Here is a 17,586-nt window from a genome sequence, read left to right on the forward strand (position 1 = left end):
GTTCGTATAGGGTTGGTACTAAACTGGCCGACACAAAAATCGTGTCGGCCTTTTTGTAACGTGAAAAGCTTGGGTTACATCGACAAGCCTGGGCTTAATTTGCCCGGCATAGTAACTTTATCAAGCTCAACTGAAGCAACTGGGTACGCACAGTAGTCGGCTGCATAAAACGCACTTGCTCTGTGGTTACCGCTGTCGCCCACGCCACCAAATGGCGCTGCGCTGCTTGCACCTGTAATAGGTCTATTCCAGTTTACGATGCCCGCGCGAATGCGAGCGAAGAAGTAGCGATAATCTTCTTCGTTGTCGCCTAGAAGACCTGCTGATAAGCCAAAGCTGGTGTTATTCGCTTCTTCAATCGCAGCGTCGAATTCGCTGTAACGAATCACTTTAAGTAGTGGACCAAAGTGTTCTTCGTCAGGCAGTGAAGCAAGCATGTCAGTCACATCAATGATGCCAGGAGTAGCAAAACCTTTGTTCTCGTCTTTTTGTTCAAGGCGAACTAGTACTTTACCACCAAGGTTTTCAAGCTCTTGCTGTGCTTTTACCATCAGTGCAGCGGCATTGCTTGAGATCATTGCGCCCATAAATGGTTGATCTTCAGCGTCATAGTCACCCACCTTAATATTCTTGGTCACTTCGATTAAGCGAGCAAGGATTGCATCACCCTGTGCATCGGCTGGTAAGAATAGGCGACGTGCACACGTACAGCGCTGACCGGACGTAATGAAAGCAGATTGAACGATGTCATGTACGGCAGCATCAACATCAGCCACATCTTTAACAATGAGTGGGTTGTTACCACCCATTTCAAGAGCCAAGATTTTTCCTGGGTGACCTGCGAACTGCTCGTGCAAGATTTTTCCTGTGCGTGAGCTACCCGTAAAGAAAAGACCATCGATATCGTTATGCGACGCCAAAGCCTTACCTGTTTCGACTTCACCTTGTACTAGGTTAAGCACGCCCGCTGGTAGGCCAGCAGCATCCCATAGCTTCACCATTTCTTGTGCAACCATAGGCGTCAAATCGCTTGGTTTAAACACAACTGTGTTACCTGCAATAAGGGCTGGAACAATGTGTCCGTTTGGCAGGTGACCAGGGAAGTTGTATGGGCCAAATACAGCAACAACGCCGTGAGGCTTGTGTCGAATGAAGGCTTTACCTACCGGCATTGGATTTTCAACGTTGCCCGTGCGTTCAAAGTAGGCTTTTTCAGAAATACCAATTTTGCCCATCATGGCGCCAACTTCAGTGGCAGTTTCCCACTCTGGCTTGCCCGTTTCTTTAGCCATAACTTTGGCAAGGTGCGCTTTAGCTTCTTCTAGCTTAGTGCCATAAACCTTAATAATTTCAAGACGCTCTTCAACGGTTTTTATGCTCCATGCTGGAAGTGCAGCACGAGCAGCGTTAATTGCGTCATCAATTTGAGAGGCTGTCGCAGACTTACCTTCCCAAATCACTTCGTTTTTTGCAGGGTCAATTGACGTTAAGTCATGACCTTGTCCGGCAACCCATTCACCGTTGATAAAATGTGTATGTAGCATAGTGGGTGTCCTTTTAATCTCTGAATGTAACGGGGGCGAAGCGTACGTGCTCTCCCTCTTTGACATTCAATGCAGCAGCGGCTTGGCGAGATAGTACAGCAACTTGCTTTTCTTCGCTTACCGTCATCTCGGTGGCAACTGCACGAAAATCAGATACTGATGTATTAATGATGTAGTGCGTTTGCCCTTGGGCAGCAGCGCTATCGTCAATCACTACAGGCAGTTTTAAACTCGACTGAGCCGTGCGGATGTGGCTTAAGTTTGCTTCTACCGTCGGGCCTGCGTCGAAAATGTCTACGTAGCCGCGGCAAGAAAAGCCTTCTTCTTCAAGAAGCTGAAGAGCAGGGCGTGTTTTGTCATGGACTTCGCCAATGACTTCTTGCGCTTCTTTGCTAAGCAGATTTACGTATATCGGGTACTTCGGCATAAGTTCAGCGATAAACACTTTATTACCAATGCCAGTTAAGTAGTCGGCAGTAGGAAAATCCATAGAGAAGAAATGGGTTTCCAACCACTCCCAAAACGGTGAGCGTCCTTCTTCGTCACTCACACCGCGCATTTCAGCAATAACTGTCTCTGAGAAGCGTTCACGGTGCTCCATCATGAACAAGAATCGAACCTTTGAAAGGAAGCGGCCGTTTATGCCGCCACGGGCTTGTTCGCGAAGAAACAGCGTACATATTTCAGTAACACCGGTGTAGTCATTACAAAACGTTAGAATGTCTACCGTGTTGTGAATGTTAAGCTCGCGCGAGGCGTGCACTACTTTGCTTAGGTGGTAATGATAGAACGCATCGTCTATACCAACAGCCGCTTCAATACCTGTTGTTCCCACTACCTGTCCGGTAGTGGTATCTTCCATTACAAACAAGTATGACTCATCGCCAGGTTCGGTTACGTTTGGTTTGTTAAACGCAGTTTCTGCACGATCAATTTTACGCTGCAGCAACTCGTCGTTGACAGGTAAAGACGTAAAGCCAATACCTGATTCAACGGCGATTTCTTTAAGCGCGTTATAGTCGGCCTTCGTGATAGGGCGAATGATATTCATGTTCGCTACTCGTGTTGTAATTATTCGGCGTTTACAACGGCAGCAACGGCGCGTTCAAAACGTGCAAGACCTTCTTTGATGTCTTCATCAGGAATAACCAGTGAAGGCGCAAAACGAATAACGTTCATGCCAGCAACAAGACACATAAGGTTCTCTTTCGTTGCAGCCATCATGAAGTCACGTGCACGGCCTTGGTATTTCTCATTTAACGCACAACCTAACAGCATGCCTTGACCACGTACTTCTTCAAATACGTTGTACTTTTCATTGATAGCACCTAGTAGTTCACGGAATAGGGCTTCTTTCTTAAGTACACCTTCAAGCACTTCTGGTTGGTTCACGATATCTAACGCTTTTTCCGCAACAGCACAGGCTAGTGGGTTACCACCGTAAGTACTACCGTGGGTACCTGGCTTAAGGTGTGCAGCGATGTCTGCTGTGGTAAGCATGGCACCAATTGGGAAGCCGCCACCAAGAGATTTTGCGGTTGTTAGAATATCAGGTGTTACGCCAAGACCCATGTAGGCATAAAGGTGACCAGTACGACCAACACCCGACTGAACTTCGTCAAAAATAAGTAATGCGTTGTGCTTGTCACAAAGTTCGCGAACGCCTTTTACGAAATCTACATCAGGTGGAATAATACCGCCTTCACCCTGAAGCGGTTCCATCATTACCGCGCAGGTTTTGTCAGAAATTAGCGCTTCAAAGGCAGCTAAATCGTTGTAGTCACAGTGGTCAACAGCGCCTGGCTTAGGACCAAAACCGTCAGAGTAAGCAGCTTGACCACCTACTGTTACGGTAAAGAAGGTACGGCCGTGGAAACCTTTGTTGAAAGCGATGATTTGGTTTTTGTCTTCACCGTGCTTGTCCAGCGCCCAGCGACGAGCTAGCTTCAATGCTGCTTCGTTCGCTTCTGCGCCTGAGTTTGCGAAGTAAACTCTATCTGAAAACGTTGCGTCATTTAGCTTTTTAGCTAAACGAAGGGCTGGCTCGTTAGTGAAAACGTTGCTTAAGTGCCAAAGCTTGCTGCCTTGTTCATTAAGAGCTTTCACAAGCTCTGGGTGACAGTGACCTAAAACGTTAACTGCAATACCGCCTGCAAAGTCGATGTACTCAGCTCCATCTTGATCCCATACGCGTGAACCTTCACCTCGAACAGGTACCATACCTGCTGGGTTATAGTTAGGAACCATTACATCATCAAATGTAGCGCGAGTTACGTTCATCTTTGTTACCTCTGCGTTGGGCGCCAATCACACTGTGTGATTTGGCTTATCGAATCTACGAGCACATTTTAGTACTACTTTGGTCGATAAGCGTTAATTGGGCGCGTAAAAACTAATCGGATTTGTTCAACAGTATGCCATTTTTTTTAACATTTGTCTTCTATGCAAAAGGCTGCAGCCCTTTATTTATAAGGACTGTGGCTTAATTTGCAGGAAAAGTGAATAACTATTAACTACTGGGCTATATCAATTAGTAATAATCAATTTTTGCGCTGAGAAAAGGGCTGCATACGGGTTTTAATGCACTGTGAGGCAATAAGAAAGGGGGAATAGGACTGGAAGCCTTACCTGTTTAATGTAGCTAAAAACGGGCAAGACATTGAGCAACCGTCAATAATTTTGGTCATCATGCACATGAAATGAAAAAGGTGCATAACGAGTGCATGAATATCCACTAAAAAATTAATGATTTTCTTCGTTTTTCACCAAAGGAAGGGTGAAAATATCAATGGTTTTGAGTTTTTCGAGTGCACCTGCAGGGTAGCGTTGCTCCATAAAAAGCGGCTTTACTTCTTTCATTTCAACAAGCTTTAACTGATGTAACATCCGAATTTGTGTGTAGGTTCGGGCTTGATGAAGTACCTTACTGAGTGTTTTAGGCTGTGCGGGTACTTTATCGGCACACGCTCGCATAGGTTCTGCAATAGGCAAGCGCATTAAATGCATCCACTCCAGAATATCCGCGCTTATTGCATCTGCGAATTCTTGCTGTAGAGCAATAAGGTGGTTGGCTGAAGGAGCCACTTTGAGTAGCGCTTCATGTCGCTTTTGCTCTTTGTCTTTCTGGCATTCTTGCAACAGGTGTAGCTGAATTTTATCGAACAGTTTGAAGTAAAGTCTTGTTACGACACAACGCCCCAAATTACTGAGCATCGCAAGGGTATAAGCCTGGTTTTTGTTTAAATCCGTAAGTGCTGCAAGGCGTTTCGCCGTTATGGCGACGCCAGTCGTATAAGGCGTAAGCTTTTGTTTAATTAGCGGGTAAGGGTCGGTAATCTGAGGCATAGCGCGCTTTAAGATGAGCGACGGTATCAATGTGCGTAGGTTTTCAATACCCAAAAAGCTCAATGCTGTGCGCAGTGTTTCTACCACAATGATACGCCCACGGGAGTCTTTGCGCCTAAATTGTGGAGTATTCACCACAACGATCAGTTCATCATAAAGCCATGGCATGGTTGCGGCAATTGGCTCTAGTTTCGAAACAGAGCATGCCTTCACGGAAAGAGCGTCAAGAAGCTCGCCGATATTTTCGGGCAAGTTAAGTACGTTTTGAACGAGCTCGTCGGTATAGCCTAGCTGCTCTGTTAATTCACCTAGAAGGATCTCGTGAAGATGGTGACTCACTGATTCAAGGTATGACGCTTCGGTTTTCTCTTGAAGGCGCTTGTTTTCAATCGCCACTTTTTCAACGTGCAGTAGCAGCCTGCGCGCATCTCCTTGCTCCGATTGCTCGAAGCTTACCTCTCCCACCTTGCGCCTTCCTAGCATTTCCAGCACTCGCTCTGGCGATATGATCATATTTTCAAAACGATCATCTATCGTGGGCGGTGTGGTTGCCCCCATTGTCATATTAAAAGCACTCCTGCTCATAACTTTTTGGTGAACGGCAATATTATCGTACATCAGGGGCCTTTATTACTTTCGCTACGGTAATGATGAAAATGGTAGCTACTGCTTGAAAGCAAGCCTTATTTACCCTGCAACTGTTGATATTGCGTGTGCGATGCTTCGTATAATCTTTATTCAGCGCATTGGCTAAAACAAATTATGAAAAGTTAAACGAAAAATCAGTGAATTGCGAGTAATTCTGGCCTTCAAGCGTAACCTTTTACGCTATAAAAGCGTATCGGCATCAAACTCGTATACTTAAATTGATTTAAACTGAAGAAATGCATCCAGTACGCTATGGCCGTGTTCGGTAAGCAGTGACTCGGGGTGGTATTGCACGCCCCAAATAGGATGATGATTATGGGAAATTGCCATGATTTCCTTTGTGCCCTTTGCGGTTTCACACCATGCATCAACACTCAGTGAGGCAGGTAGCGATGCGGGATCTAAAACCAATGAGTGGTAGCGCGTCACGTTAAACGGGTTAGGTAAGCCTTTGAACAGGCCACTGTTGCGGTGTGTTAGGGGTGAAACTTTTCCATGCTTAATCTCTTGTGCACCTACTACCTTGGCACCAAACACTTGACCTATAGCTTGATGACCCAGGCATACACCTAAAATAGGTATCTTGCCTGCAAAATGTTCAATCGCAGATAAGCTGATGCCTGCTTCGTTTGGCGTGCATGGTCCCGGTGAAATAACTAACTGTGAAGGCATTAAGCGAGATATGTCGTCTAAGGTCAGTGCGTTATTTCGCACCACTTCAACGTCGACGCTGAGCTCAGTGAAATACCGAGCGAGGTTATGAGTGAACGAATCGAAGTTATCAATTAACAGCAACACAGCAGTGCTAGTCCTTGGTATTTCTAAGTTGCGAAGGTTTTAGCCATGAAGGATTAAATGAACCCTTCATGGCTTGTAGCAAGATGTTGGAATTCGGCTGTTATGGCTTTGGAATAAAGCCGACTGCTTTGTATACTTTAGCCAAAGTATCAGCCGCTCGCGCTGACGCTTTCTCAGCACCCTGACGCATTACGTCGTCAAGATATGCTCTGTCTGCGCGAATTTCAGCATAGCGGGCCTGAATTGGTTCAAGTAGAGCAACCACAGCGTCTGCAACATCGCCTTTAAGGTGGCCATACATTTTGTCGGTATATTCAGGCTCAAGCTCTTTAATTGATTTACTCGTCGCAAGCGAAAGTAGAGTCAGTAAGTTAGACACGCCTGGTTTTTCAGTTGGGTTAAAGTAGATATTAGCTTGCTCGTCAGAGTCGGTCACGGCACGTTTGATTTTCTTGGCCAACTTCTTAGGATCTTCTAATAAGCCGATGAAGTTATTCGGGTTGTTGTCAGACTTAGACATCTTCTTTTCAGGCTCTTGAAGACTCATGATGCGCGCGCCGAAGTCTGGGATATACGGGTCAGGTAGACGAAATACATCGCCGTATAGATTGTTAACACGTGTAGCAATATCACGAGTTAATTCAAGGTGCTGCTTCTGATCTTCACCTACCGGTACTTTATCTGCTTGGTATAGCAAAATATCTGCTGCTTGGAGTACAGGGTAGCTGTATAAGCCTACATTAATGTTATTTTCGTTCTTCGCAGACTTATCTTTGAATTGAGTCATGCGATTAAGCTCACCCATTTGGGCGTAACAATTCAATACCCAAGATAGCTGTGCATGTTCAGGCACATGGGATTGCAAAAACAGAGTACTTTTTTGTGGATCAATACCGCAAGCAAGGTAAAGAGAAAGGCCGTCTAGACAAGCTTCAGCAAGCTGCTTAGGGTCTTGTCGTACAGTAATAGCATGCAAATCCACTATCATATATAAGCAGTCGTGGTCGTCTTGCATGGAAACCCACTGTTTAAGTGCACCCATGTAATTGCCAAGGGTAAGTTGTCCTGAAGGCTGACAGCCACTTAATACAACGGGTTTATTACTCATTTCTTTTTACCTGTAATACGTTAAATACTGTGAAAATAAAGCTTGGGAAAATAAAGCTTCAAAAATTATGCTTTAGACAGTGACGCTAGTTCATTGCGCATTTGCTCAATGACATCGCTGTAGTCGGGTTGAGAAAAAATAGCCGAACCAGCCACAAACATATCCGCGCCCGCTTCCGCTATTTCGCGAATGTTATCGACTTTTACGCCACCGTCAATTTCAATTCGAATATCGTAGCCGCTTTCTAATACACGCTGTTTCACAGCGCGTACTTTATCTAAGGTGCTAGGAATAAACTTTTGACCACCAAACCCAGGGTTAACCGACATAATAAGAATGTGGTGCAGTTTGTCCATGACGTGGTCAAGGTAATGTAGTGGCGTTGCTGGGTTAAATACGAGCCCCGGCTTGCAACCTGCATCGATAATAAGCTGCAGAGAGCGGTCTATGTGCTCAGACGCTTCTGGGTGAAAACTAATATAGCTGGCCCCTGCATTCGCGAATTTTTCAATTAAGTCATCGACGGGCTTCACCATTAGGTGCACATCAATGGGAGCGGTAATGCCGTAGTTTCTTAACGCCTCGCAAATCATTGGCCCAAACGTAAGATTGGGTACATAGTGGTTATCCATTACATCGAAATGCACCACATCAGCGCCAGCCTCTAATACCTTTTCTACGTCTTCGCCAAGTCGAGCGAAATCGGCCGATAGTATTGATGGAGCAATTAGGAATGGTTTCATTGCATGTCCTTTCATTCTAAAAACAACAAGGTGCGTTGCCACTTACGTTTCACCTTTGCGAAAGTTTACCCAAATCCGTGCTTCTTTACTATGCAAAGGGTTAATCAGCGTTAATTTCACGGAAATTTAAGATAAAAGGACTTTGTCAGAACGTTGCCCAATTTTGGTGAACGCGCGTTATGTTGGTGCATTTTTATGCAGCGTTTTTTTGTTTCGGTGACAGCGGGTGAATTTTTTGAGTGAAATAATTTTCTAAATTTCAATTGGTTAACTTATTTTTTGCGAGTTTTTTTGATGAACCATAAATGGGCATCAACTTTGCGTTATCCAGTCCAAAAAAGAAAACACAGACAGAAAAAACGAATTACAACAAGTTTGAATTTGACTGGAGAACACACATGAAAACATCTACAAAAAGAACAATACTTGCCGCTGCTATTTCTTCAGCGTGTCTGTTAACAGCCATGCCTAGCTATGCAGAAGGTTCATTCACTGCTAACGCTAGTGCAACCAGTAACTACATCTGGCGTGGTCTAACACAAACAACTAACGAAGCCGCAGTACAGGGTGGTATCGATTACGCGCATGAAAGTGGTTTTTATGCGGGTACGTGGGCGTCTAACGTGAACTACGGTGCCGGTGACGTATATTCATATGAGCACGATATGTACTTCGGTTTCTCAGGTGAGTCTGACGGTATTGCCTATGACTTTGGCTACCTTTACTACAACTACGATGACGAAGCGAACTTCGACTTTGCAGAAGTTTATGGGTCTGTAGGTATGGGTGGATTAAGCCTTACTGTATACCTTTTAGCGCACACTGAAGCTGACGAAGGCGAAGATCAGGACTTTGGTTTTGCTCAAGCGTCTTATACGTCTCTTGGTTACACTACAGAAATCCTTAATGGCACTGAGCTTGGTTTCCATGTCGGTTATCACGAGGGTGACTTCGCTGAAGCGTTTAATGGCGTTGAAGGTTATATGGACTATGGTATTTCAATAGCAAAAGACGGCTTTAGTTTCGCCATCACCGGTACCGACCTTGACGACATGGGCGGTGACGACGAGTTTGATAACGACGCCGTTAAATTTACCGTAGCGTATTCAGTAGACTTCGAGCTATAAACTACTTTGTAGCGGCCATTGGATGGCCTTTATCAAAACGTTGAGTACTAAAAGCCTAATGTGTTTCCGTTAGGCTTTTCATTTTTTAAAAGCAACGCATTTTTAACTTGTTCGTAACCTGCTTTTGATTATAATGAGATTAATTTTTAAACGAGTGTAAGGAGTATTCAGGATGAAGGTTCTTCCATTTTTTGCGATTTGTGGAGCGGTAGCGCTTGTTAGCGTTGCGGTTACAAGTACGCCAAATTCACACTCGTCAGTATGCGAATTCCAACCCGTTACGGAGTTCAACCCCAAGTTGCCCGCAAGCCATATTCAAAACCAATGTGCCCGTCATCAAGAGGGTGTTGAGGAAGTAAGTTGGCTGTCATGGATAGCGGGGAAATCATCCTCTTTTCAATTCCACTTTTTAGACCTACTTGAGTTGATGCACAGCGACGAAGGTAATCGAGATTTCACCTCACCTGCTAACGACACTTAGGGGAAAATTATGCAGTCTGGTACTGGTTTTTGGTCAGTTCTAGGTAGTGTAGTTGCTAGTCTATTTGGTGTTCAGAGCCATAAAAACTACGAACGTGACTTTACTAAAGGCACTTTTATCAGCTTCGCCGTCATTGGCGTAATCTTGGTTGTGCTGTTTGTTGTTACGCTTTTTATGTTCGTTAAATGGTATACGGGCTATAGCGCATAGCAATTGCGTGAATACACATTAAAATCGTATGCGGGTAAGGCGGTCGATGCGCTACCTATAAGACGTTTTTTAGGCACCACACACTAAACTGAAGGGCGGTGAAACGTCTTCTTTTTTCGAGTCTTTCGCTTTGGTGCGACGTTAGCTGGAGGGAAATAAGCCAAAATTTCATCCACAGGCTGTCGCGTTGCACCGTTTTGACTTATCGAACGCTTAACTGACAGCATACTAAAATCTGCCCCGTGATAAAGCGACCGAGTTAGCGGTAAATCGTGATTTGAGATGAGGACGGGTATGCCTCGCTTTTTTGACGCGCGGGTGGCGAGCTCAGCCAGCTTCTCTTGAGATTCTTGTCCGAAGCTTCGCGCGGCATAGCTGGTAAACGCTGCAGTTTTGCTGATAGGAGCATACGGTGGGTCACAATAAATAACGTTGCCACGCCTAGCTCTAGAAAAAACCTTTTCAAAAGGAAGACAAGTAAACGTCGCTTTTTGCGACTTTTCCGAGAACACAAACATCTCGTCTTCTGGAAAGTAAGGCTTCCTATAGCGGCCAAAAGGTACGTTAAAACGCCCTTGAAGGCTGTAGCGGCATAAACCGTTGTACCCATGTCGGTTTAAATAAAGAAAAAGAATCGCTCGGTAGTATTCATCTTGCGTTGCGTTGAACTCTTCGCGCAAGTCATAGTACATCTTTTCTTCATTGCGACTCCCATCAAAAAACGCGCGCGCGTCGTTAATCAGAGCGTCTGGTTGTGCTTTTAAGAAGTTATATAAGTTGATGAGATCAGGATTGATGTCATTAAGCAGGTAGCGTTTGTATTGCGTATTCAGAAATACAGATCCGGCACCAACAAACGGTTCAATGAGTTTATTGGCTTGCGGTAATCTGGCCTGAATATGCTCAACCAAGCTGTATTTGCCACCGGCCCATTTTAAAAAAGCCCGGTTTTTTTTCTGCATCATGCTTAAACGTTACTACCTAGACGGAATGAAGACGGTGGTTTTTCCGTGCGCCGCCGTTCCAAGGGAAAGGGTCGTCTTTATACTTTTATGCTGATCAGTATCAGATATCACCACACTAAAGGTAGATTGTAACTTTCATCAGTAAAACGGACAACCAACAAGTGTCGCAAGAACGGAATTTTGCTCATTTACTGGAAATATTATGGCCACCCGGTTGTGAAATGACTTAATTTTGCGCTTTGCTCATCTCTGAGAGGATTTGGTTTCCTCGCTTTATAAACGCATTTTGTTTACCTGGATATTCGGGTAGATCTGTTCGTGCTTGTTGCGCTTGAGATAACGACATGTAGATTTGCTTGTTAACTACTACAAACCAGTCGCCACCATAGCGCGTCGTTTTATAAATTCGCGTTTGCTCAGTTAGATTGTTTTCTCGTAGGAACTCACTGAGAACAGACTCACTTTTCATCGCTAACAATTGTATAGCGTAGTCATCTTCCCCAATCCAGCCTTCTTGACTCGATTCACTGGCCACAGTGGTTGGCGCTACATTATCGTTAACGCCGTCCGAGTTTGATTTGGCACCTTGAGCAGGTTGTTGATCACGTAGCGCACCGTTGCTAACCACCTCTGAACCATTGGAATCAGTGGTATTATCTCCAATCGGGGCATTCTCAAACTGGTTACTGTCTGCCTGTTCTGAAGATGGCGTAACTTCAGGTAAGGATGAAACCGCATTTTCCCAATTGGTAATCAACGGACCGTTATCTGACGATTCATCAATTAACGAGCCACCAACGTCTGCACTATCATCATTGGGCGCGGAAACAAGCTCTACATTGCCTATTTGGTTGGTTGCTTGAGTTGCTGAGTTTGATGCTGTTGTTTCGCTTTCATCGGTTTCACCATTGCCTATAAGCTTGTTATAAGCAGAGCCGGGCTCAACCTGCGTTCTTTCAGGTTCTGGCGAAGGTTGACTAATAGGCGCAAAAATCGATGCTAATTTATCACCGTATTGCCAGTAAATAAGGCCAGAAAACGTAGCAAGGAACACGCATATAACAGCGATATAAAACCACTTAGACTTTAACGGGTTGATAAAAGTTTGCGTATTTTCACGCTGTCTATTTTCTAAATGAGCCTGAAAAGCCTCGCGACGTGAAGCAATCATTTTGTCGAGCTCTGACTCGAAGCTAGGCTGTTCGCTAATGACTGACTGGCTGCTAATTATTAGAGGGGTTTCCGTATTTTTTGCAGGAAGCCACTGCTTGGCGCGCTCAGCCCATTCGTTATTCGCGAACAAAAGCACATTTAAATGCTGTTTGTTACCAGCAAACCGACTTTGTAACACCAAGTCCCATAGTTCTTGTAGTAGTGCATCAGGAAGATTGTGGGCTTGGGTGATGGCTATAAGAATTGGACCTTCGTGACTATTTAGGTCGGAAAGTAGTTCGTTTAGAGGCCTAACGAAGCTACCCACCACTTGACCAAGAAGCTGCCGACAAAGTTGTCGACGGTAGTCAGAGGGCTCCATATTTTCTTGCGCAGTTAAATACGCAATCTCGGTATCATCGTGCTGCTGAAAGACAAAGGCTTCAAGGGTCTTTTGTTGTTGAGCAATAGACTCACCACTGACAAAAATCAGCTGAGAAGAGTAATTGACCAAATATTCCAAACGTTCATGCAGTTCACTTTGCATGGGAGTTTGCCCTTATTCACCGTTGCTTTAAAAACTGTCCTGCAACGCATTTCTTCATGATTCCAACTAACGTAGGGAAGTCAAGATAGACGCGTTGCCAGGTTGTCGCGAGGGCTAATGACTAAGAAAGGATGTCAGTAAGAATGGCGTCCGTGACGTCCTTGGTAACAACCGCTTTGCCTATGCCTTGAGGAAGTACAAATCGAATACTGCCAGCTTCCACTTTTTTATCGCGTTTCATATGCTTAACGTAGTCATCCTTTGTCATACTATTTGGGCCTGCAACCGGTAAAGCAAATGCTTCAAATAGCGACGATACGCGTCGTGTTTCTGACGCTTCAAACCACGTTAATGCTTCAGCAGCTTTACAAGCAATTATAGTACCAGCGGCTACCGCTTCGCCATGCAGCCAGTTACCGTAGCCTTGCTCGGCTTCAATAGCGTGACCGAACGTGTGGCCTAAGTTAAGAATGGCGCGTAAACCACCTTCACGTTCATCTTTTGCTACCACGTCTGCTTTGATTTCGCAGCAGCGAGAAATAGCTTGGGTAAGAATTTCAGTATCAAGCGACGTAAGCGCATCTACATTACTTTCAAGCCATTCAAAAAACGGTGCGTCGTAAATGATACCGTATTTGATGACCTCTGCCATGCCAGCAGCAAACTCCCTCGCGGGTAATGTAGCGAGGGTATCAGTATCAATGGCCACATAAACCGGTTGGTAAAAAGCGCCAATCATGTTTTTGCCGAGAGGATGATTTACCGCGGTTTTTCCACCTACTGATGAGTCGACTTGAGAAAGCAAAGTCGTAGGAACTTGAATGAAGGGCACACCGCGTTGGTAAGTTGCCGCAACAAAGCCAGTAAGATCACCAATTACACCACCGCCAAGTGCGATAAGTGTCGTATCTCTTGCAGCGTTTAGCTCAAGAAGGCGTGTCATAACCACTTCGAATTGGGCAAGGTTTTTGTGTTGCTCGCCATCCGGCAAAATAATGGTTTCGACCTGAACATCGCCACACGCCGCTTTAGTGGTTTCTAAATATAGTGGGGCAACAGTTTCGTTGGTAACAATGACGGCAAGTGGGCCTTTTATATAGGCACTAAAAAGGCCAGGTTGCGAAAGCAGCCCAGCCTCTATCTGTATAGGATAGCTACGTTCTCCAAGTTCCACAGTTAAGGTTGACATTGGCGTAGCACCTCCTATTACATATTTAATTTATAAACCAATTTTACTGATAATCTGATTCGCTACAGCACGCGCACTTTGGTCGTCTGTATCAACAATGTAATCAGCAACTTCTTCGTAAAGCGGGTTGCGCATTTCTGCAAGATCGCGAAGTACTTGTTCTGGATCTTCGTTTTGTAGCAAAGGACGACGTTTGTCACGTTGTGTACGGGCAACTTGCTTATCGATTGTCGTTTGTAGGTAAACAACGATGCCGCGGGCAGATAAACGATTACGCACAGCTTTAGTTACAATAGAACCGCCGCCAGTAGCAAGTACAATACCTTGCTTATCTGTCAAATCGTTAATGACGTTTTCTTCGCGTTTACGGAAACCGTCTTCGCCTTCAAGGTCGAAGATCCAGGCAATGTCTGCACCCGTGCGGCGCTCAATTTCCTGATCCGAATCAAAAAAGTCTAGGTGAAGTTCGTCTGCCAGATGTCTACCGATGGTACTTTTGCCAGCACCCATTGGGCCAACTAAAAAGATATTACGTTTTTCAGCCATATTTGCTTATATCACAACTTAATCATGTTAGGGGCAGTGCACTGTTGCCTTACCAGCCTACCCATTGACTCGTGCCTATTTAGTGTCCAATAAGCACCACTCCTTAAACCTCGCTTAAATTTCGAGGCGGGGATTATCTCAGTTTCATGCAAGGCGTTGCAAGTTTTGTTACTAACAAATAGCGTATACCTGTAAATTTAGTTACAAAAAAAGGCTGAAAACCAAAAAAAGCGCACAAAAATGCGCTTTTTTGAAGGCTAAAAATGAGGATTATGGTCTTTCAGTGACTATCTTGGGTGTCACAAAGATAAGTAGTTCTCGTTTTTGCTGAAGTTGTGACGAGTTTCTGAAAAGGGCACCAACGACAGGCAAATCACCAAACAAAGGCACTTTCGACACGCCATCAGAACTGGTTTGTTGGAATATGCCACCTAATACGATGGTTTCGCCGTTTTCTACCAATACCTGCGTTTTAATTTCTTGGGTATCGATGGCTACGGCCTCACCAGTAGACGTAGAAACGGTTTCGCCACGGGTATCTTGCGTAACAACTAAATCCAAAATAATGCGATTATCAGGCGTAATATGTGGCGTAACTTTCAGTGACAAAACGGCTTTTTTGAACTCTACTGAAGTCGCACCGCTAGACGTTGCTTGTACGTAAGGTATTTCCGTACCTTGTTCAATGTAAGCTTCATGCTGGTTAGCAACCGTAATACGAGGACTCGCAATAATTTCGCCTTTGTTTTCAGATTCTAGTGCGGAAAGCTCAAGGTCTAATATGGTGCCATCAACCAAGCTCGCAATTTGAAAGCCAATGCTACCCGCGGCGCTGGTCACAGGCAGGTTCACATTAAGGCGATTATCAATGCTAGGCACTATGCCGCCGGCAATGGTGTCTGCGCCCTCAAGGCTTCCCGACACACCATTATCGTCTTGACGGTCGCTGAAACCCCAACGAACGCCAAGCTGCTCGCCTACATCGTCAAGCACAGTAACCATACGGCTTTCAATCAGCACTTGCTTTACTGGAATATCTAACGCATTGATGGTTTTTCTTGCTTCATCAATAGAGGCTAACGTGTCGCGAATAAGTAAAGTGTTGGTTCGTTCATCTACTGTAACACCCCCTCGCTCAGATAAGATCCCGCCCTCTGTCGACTTTAAGATCGTGGCCAAGGCAGCAGCTTTTGCATAGTTAACAGGAATATTAACCGTATGAAGAGGCGCTAAGTCTGAAACTTGCTTTTTAGATTGAAGGGCTTGGGTTTCACGAGCCGATAGTTCTTCAGCCGGTGCAATTAATAAAATGTTGCCCTCTAAGCGTTTATCCAGACCTTTAACACGCAAAATCATGTCGAGAGCTTGATCCCACGGAACGCCCGACAAGCTTATCGTTACGTTTCCTGTTACGGTGTCGGTGGTCACTAAGTTAAACCCATTAACCTGCGCAATAATTTGTAAAACTTGTCTCACAGGAACATCTTGAAAATCGAGCGAAATGGGGTCGCCTGTGTATTTCTTTTCCGCTTCCAAGGCGTCTTGCTGCGCGCTGTCCATTGGCGTTATCGCCATACGAATTACGCCGTCTTTTACCGTATTTTGAACCGTAACTGGGCCCGAATAATTAACCTCAATTCGCGCGCCATCTTTATCTTCGAATGTCTCGATGGTAGAAACCAACGTGCCGAAATCAGCCACATTAAGTTCTACCAATTGGTCTTCGCCTAACTTGGTGTTTGGTAATGTAAGGGATACTTTTCCTTGTGACTCAATAAGCTGAAGCTTTGGCGCTTGGCCCTCAAAACTCACCAGTGTTACAGCGGTATTGTTAGCTGCTTGAGTAAAGTCGATGTTTGTGACCGTGGTGGTAACGGTTGATGCATTTCGTTTAGTATCAGGGTCGACTAACAAAGGCTCTTGGGCTTTTACTGGCGAAACAAATACGGTTAATGAAAATATTGCAGCCACAGCGAAAGCCAGCCAATACCATCTAGGCACTCTACGATTCAGAGATTTGTTAAATATGTATCGTTCGGCCATGCTTACTCTCCCGCCTTCGATGCTGTAGTCATTGTTGTTGTTTTCCTTTGCCAGCAGCCCGCACCATCAGGTAATAACTGTTCAATAGTAATTGAGTCGGTGCTAATTTGCGTAATTTTGCCATAAAACAAGCCGATACGACTCCCTACTTTAGCTTTATGTAATACGCCATCGTTACTTTTCAATAATGCCCACTGCACTCCTTTAACGGCAAAGTTGCCAGTCAGTGCGAGGGCGTCCACGCCATAGGCTTCCAATGCTTCTTTAGGGCGCTGGAAGTTTGGCTGTAAACAGTTTTCTACCCGCGCTTTTGCTACTGGAGCTGCGTTGTTCTTAGGGCGATCGAACGGGCTTCTTAAAGCGCTTGCCGAATAGCTAAAAGGTGGGTGAGTCTTGAATTCTGGATACGGTTCAATTTGTGGCTGAGCACGCTCTTTAACACTCTGTGTATAGGCATGCAGATCGTCGAGTTTAGGTGAACAGCCTGTTACTAACAATATGATTAAAAGAGATAAAAACGAACGAATCATTGTTCATCTCCTTCAATGTCTGTCGAGTTTTCCGAACGATAAGTTTTCGCCTGCAGCTTCAGCGACAGACCATTTGCTTCACGCTTTATGTCAAAATCGTGAAGTGTAACGATACGAGGTAAATCTGCGACTTTGGAAACGAATTCGCCAAAGTTGTGATAGCCACCGCTTACTTCCATTTCGATAGGTAGTTCGGTGTAAAACTCTTTTGGTACTTCTTGTTGCCAGTTAAGCAACTCAAACGTGAGGCCCGATGCGGTACCAACGTAAGTGATATCGTCAAGCAAACCCGGTGTTTCGTTGCTGGTTGGAAGACTTTTCAGCATAGACGAGAAGTCTTCTTTAATTTGCGCGAGTTGGGCTTGGTAAGCTTCTAAATTAGCCGCAATGCGGTACTTTGCTTCGAACTGTAACTTTAGTTCTTGTTCTTTTAATTCAGCCGCATCTTTAATCGGTAATTTGGGGCTTATTAGCATGTAGTAGCTCAACGCACCTACCAATATTGCGACAAACGCCGCCACAACAATGCGAACTTCGTTTGGCCAAATAGCGATTTGTTCAAAGTCGAGTTCGTTGAGTTCTTTTAGTTTTGAAACATCAAACTTCATGG

General features: G+C 44.9%; 17 protein-coding genes. 3 read left to right on the plus strand and 14 right to left on the minus strand.

The window, feature by feature from the left end; all coding sequences use genetic code 11:
• Window positions 1–74 precede the first annotated feature (74 nt).
• From astD to rpe, 7 genes are all read right to left on the minus strand, one after another.
• Entirely contained in the window at window positions 75–1,544 is a 1,470-nt protein-coding gene (gene astD / locus F0261_RS11700; RefSeq protein ID WP_014978111.1) for a succinylglutamate-semialdehyde dehydrogenase, read from the minus strand.
• A 13-nt stretch (window positions 1,545–1,557) separates the two neighbouring features.
• Window positions 1,558–2,595 carry an arginine N-succinyltransferase gene (gene astA, locus F0261_RS11705; RefSeq protein WP_014948020.1) on the minus strand — a complete coding sequence of 346 codons (1,038 nt, stop codon included), beginning with the start codon at window positions 2,593–2,595 and terminating at the stop codon, window positions 1,558–1,560.
• Window positions 2,596–2,615: 20 nt separating this feature from the next.
• Window positions 2,616–3,824 carry an aspartate aminotransferase family protein gene (locus F0261_RS11710; protein ID WP_014978113.1) on the minus strand — a complete coding sequence of 403 codons (1,209 nt, stop codon included), beginning with the start codon at window positions 3,822–3,824 and terminating at the stop codon, window positions 2,616–2,618.
• 462 nt (window positions 3,825–4,286) lie between these two features.
• Window positions 4,287–5,453, minus strand: coding sequence for an HDOD domain-containing protein (locus F0261_RS11715; protein ID WP_014978114.1), 1,167 nt, complete (start codon window positions 5,451–5,453; stop codon window positions 4,287–4,289).
• Between the two features lie 297 nt (window positions 5,454–5,750).
• Window positions 5,751–6,335 (minus strand): aminodeoxychorismate/anthranilate synthase component II, encoded by a 585-nt coding sequence (locus tag F0261_RS11720; protein ID WP_014978115.1) that lies wholly within the window; start codon window positions 6,333–6,335, stop codon window positions 5,751–5,753.
• A gap of 100 nt (window positions 6,336–6,435) precedes the next feature.
• Window positions 6,436–7,443 (minus strand): tryptophan--tRNA ligase, encoded by a 1,008-nt coding sequence (trpS, locus tag F0261_RS11725; RefSeq protein ID WP_014978116.1) that lies wholly within the window; start codon window positions 7,441–7,443, stop codon window positions 6,436–6,438.
• Window positions 7,444–7,508: 65 nt separating this feature from the next.
• On the minus strand, window positions 7,509–8,186 hold the full coding sequence (gene rpe, locus F0261_RS11730; RefSeq protein ID WP_014978117.1) for a ribulose-phosphate 3-epimerase: 678 nt from the start codon (window positions 8,184–8,186) through the stop codon (window positions 7,509–7,511).
• Window positions 8,187–8,491: 305 nt separating this feature from the next.
• Here rpe and F0261_RS11735 point away from each other — a divergent pair, with 305 nt between their 5' ends.
• The 3 genes from F0261_RS11735 (at window position 8,492) to F0261_RS11745 (ending at window position 10,004) form a co-directional block, all read left to right on the plus strand.
• The gene (locus tag F0261_RS11735; protein WP_014978118.1) at window positions 8,492–9,313 is read left to right on the plus strand and encodes a TorF family putative porin; all 822 of its coding nucleotides are present in this window, start codon (window positions 8,492–8,494) and stop codon (window positions 9,311–9,313) included.
• 172 nt (window positions 9,314–9,485) lie between these two features.
• Window positions 9,486–9,794 (plus strand): hypothetical protein, encoded by a 309-nt coding sequence (locus tag F0261_RS11740; protein WP_014948027.1) that lies wholly within the window; start codon window positions 9,486–9,488, stop codon window positions 9,792–9,794.
• A gap of 9 nt (window positions 9,795–9,803) precedes the next feature.
• The gene (locus F0261_RS11745; RefSeq protein WP_014948028.1) at window positions 9,804–10,004 is read left to right on the plus strand and encodes a DUF2970 domain-containing protein; all 201 of its coding nucleotides are present in this window, start codon (window positions 9,804–9,806) and stop codon (window positions 10,002–10,004) included.
• A gap of 83 nt (window positions 10,005–10,087) precedes the next feature.
• Here the strand turns inward: F0261_RS11745 and F0261_RS11750 are convergent, their stop codons facing one another.
• The 7 genes from F0261_RS11750 to F0261_RS11780 all read right to left on the minus strand — a co-directional run bounded on the left by F0261_RS11750 (window position 10,088) and on the right by F0261_RS11780 (window position 17,584).
• Window positions 10,088–10,969 (minus strand): Dam family site-specific DNA-(adenine-N6)-methyltransferase, encoded by an 882-nt coding sequence (locus F0261_RS11750; RefSeq protein ID WP_171338040.1) that lies wholly within the window; start codon window positions 10,967–10,969, stop codon window positions 10,088–10,090.
• A 226-nt stretch (window positions 10,970–11,195) separates the two neighbouring features.
• Window positions 11,196–12,668 (minus strand): SPOR domain-containing protein, encoded by a 1,473-nt coding sequence (locus F0261_RS11755; protein ID WP_171338041.1) that lies wholly within the window; start codon window positions 12,666–12,668, stop codon window positions 11,196–11,198.
• 121 nt (window positions 12,669–12,789) lie between these two features.
• The gene (gene aroB, locus F0261_RS11760) at window positions 12,790–13,857 is read right to left on the minus strand and encodes a 3-dehydroquinate synthase (protein WP_049588776.1); all 1,068 of its coding nucleotides are present in this window, start codon (window positions 13,855–13,857) and stop codon (window positions 12,790–12,792) included.
• A gap of 30 nt (window positions 13,858–13,887) precedes the next feature.
• Complete coding sequence (aroK, locus tag F0261_RS11765; protein ID WP_014948032.1) at window positions 13,888–14,403, minus strand: shikimate kinase AroK; 516 nt, start codon at window positions 14,401–14,403, stop codon at window positions 13,888–13,890.
• 270 nt (window positions 14,404–14,673) lie between these two features.
• The gene (locus F0261_RS11770; protein WP_061094069.1) at window positions 14,674–16,446 is read right to left on the minus strand and encodes a type IV pilus secretin PilQ; all 1,773 of its coding nucleotides are present in this window, start codon (window positions 16,444–16,446) and stop codon (window positions 14,674–14,676) included.
• 2 nt (window positions 16,447–16,448) lie between these two features.
• Window positions 16,449–16,976 (minus strand): pilus assembly protein PilP, encoded by a 528-nt coding sequence (locus F0261_RS11775; RefSeq protein ID WP_014948034.1) that lies wholly within the window; start codon window positions 16,974–16,976, stop codon window positions 16,449–16,451.
• Window positions 16,973–17,584, minus strand: coding sequence for a type 4a pilus biogenesis protein PilO (locus F0261_RS11780; protein ID WP_014948035.1), 612 nt, complete (start codon window positions 17,582–17,584; stop codon window positions 16,973–16,975). The genes F0261_RS11775 and F0261_RS11780 overlap by 4 nt, the downstream gene beginning before the upstream one ends.
• Window positions 17,585–17,586 lie beyond the last annotated feature (2 nt).

The organism is Alteromonas sp. 07-89-2 (genome assembly GCF_013113925.1).
Taxonomy (GTDB): domain Bacteria; phylum Pseudomonadota; class Gammaproteobacteria; order Enterobacterales; family Alteromonadaceae; genus Alteromonas; species Alteromonas macleodii.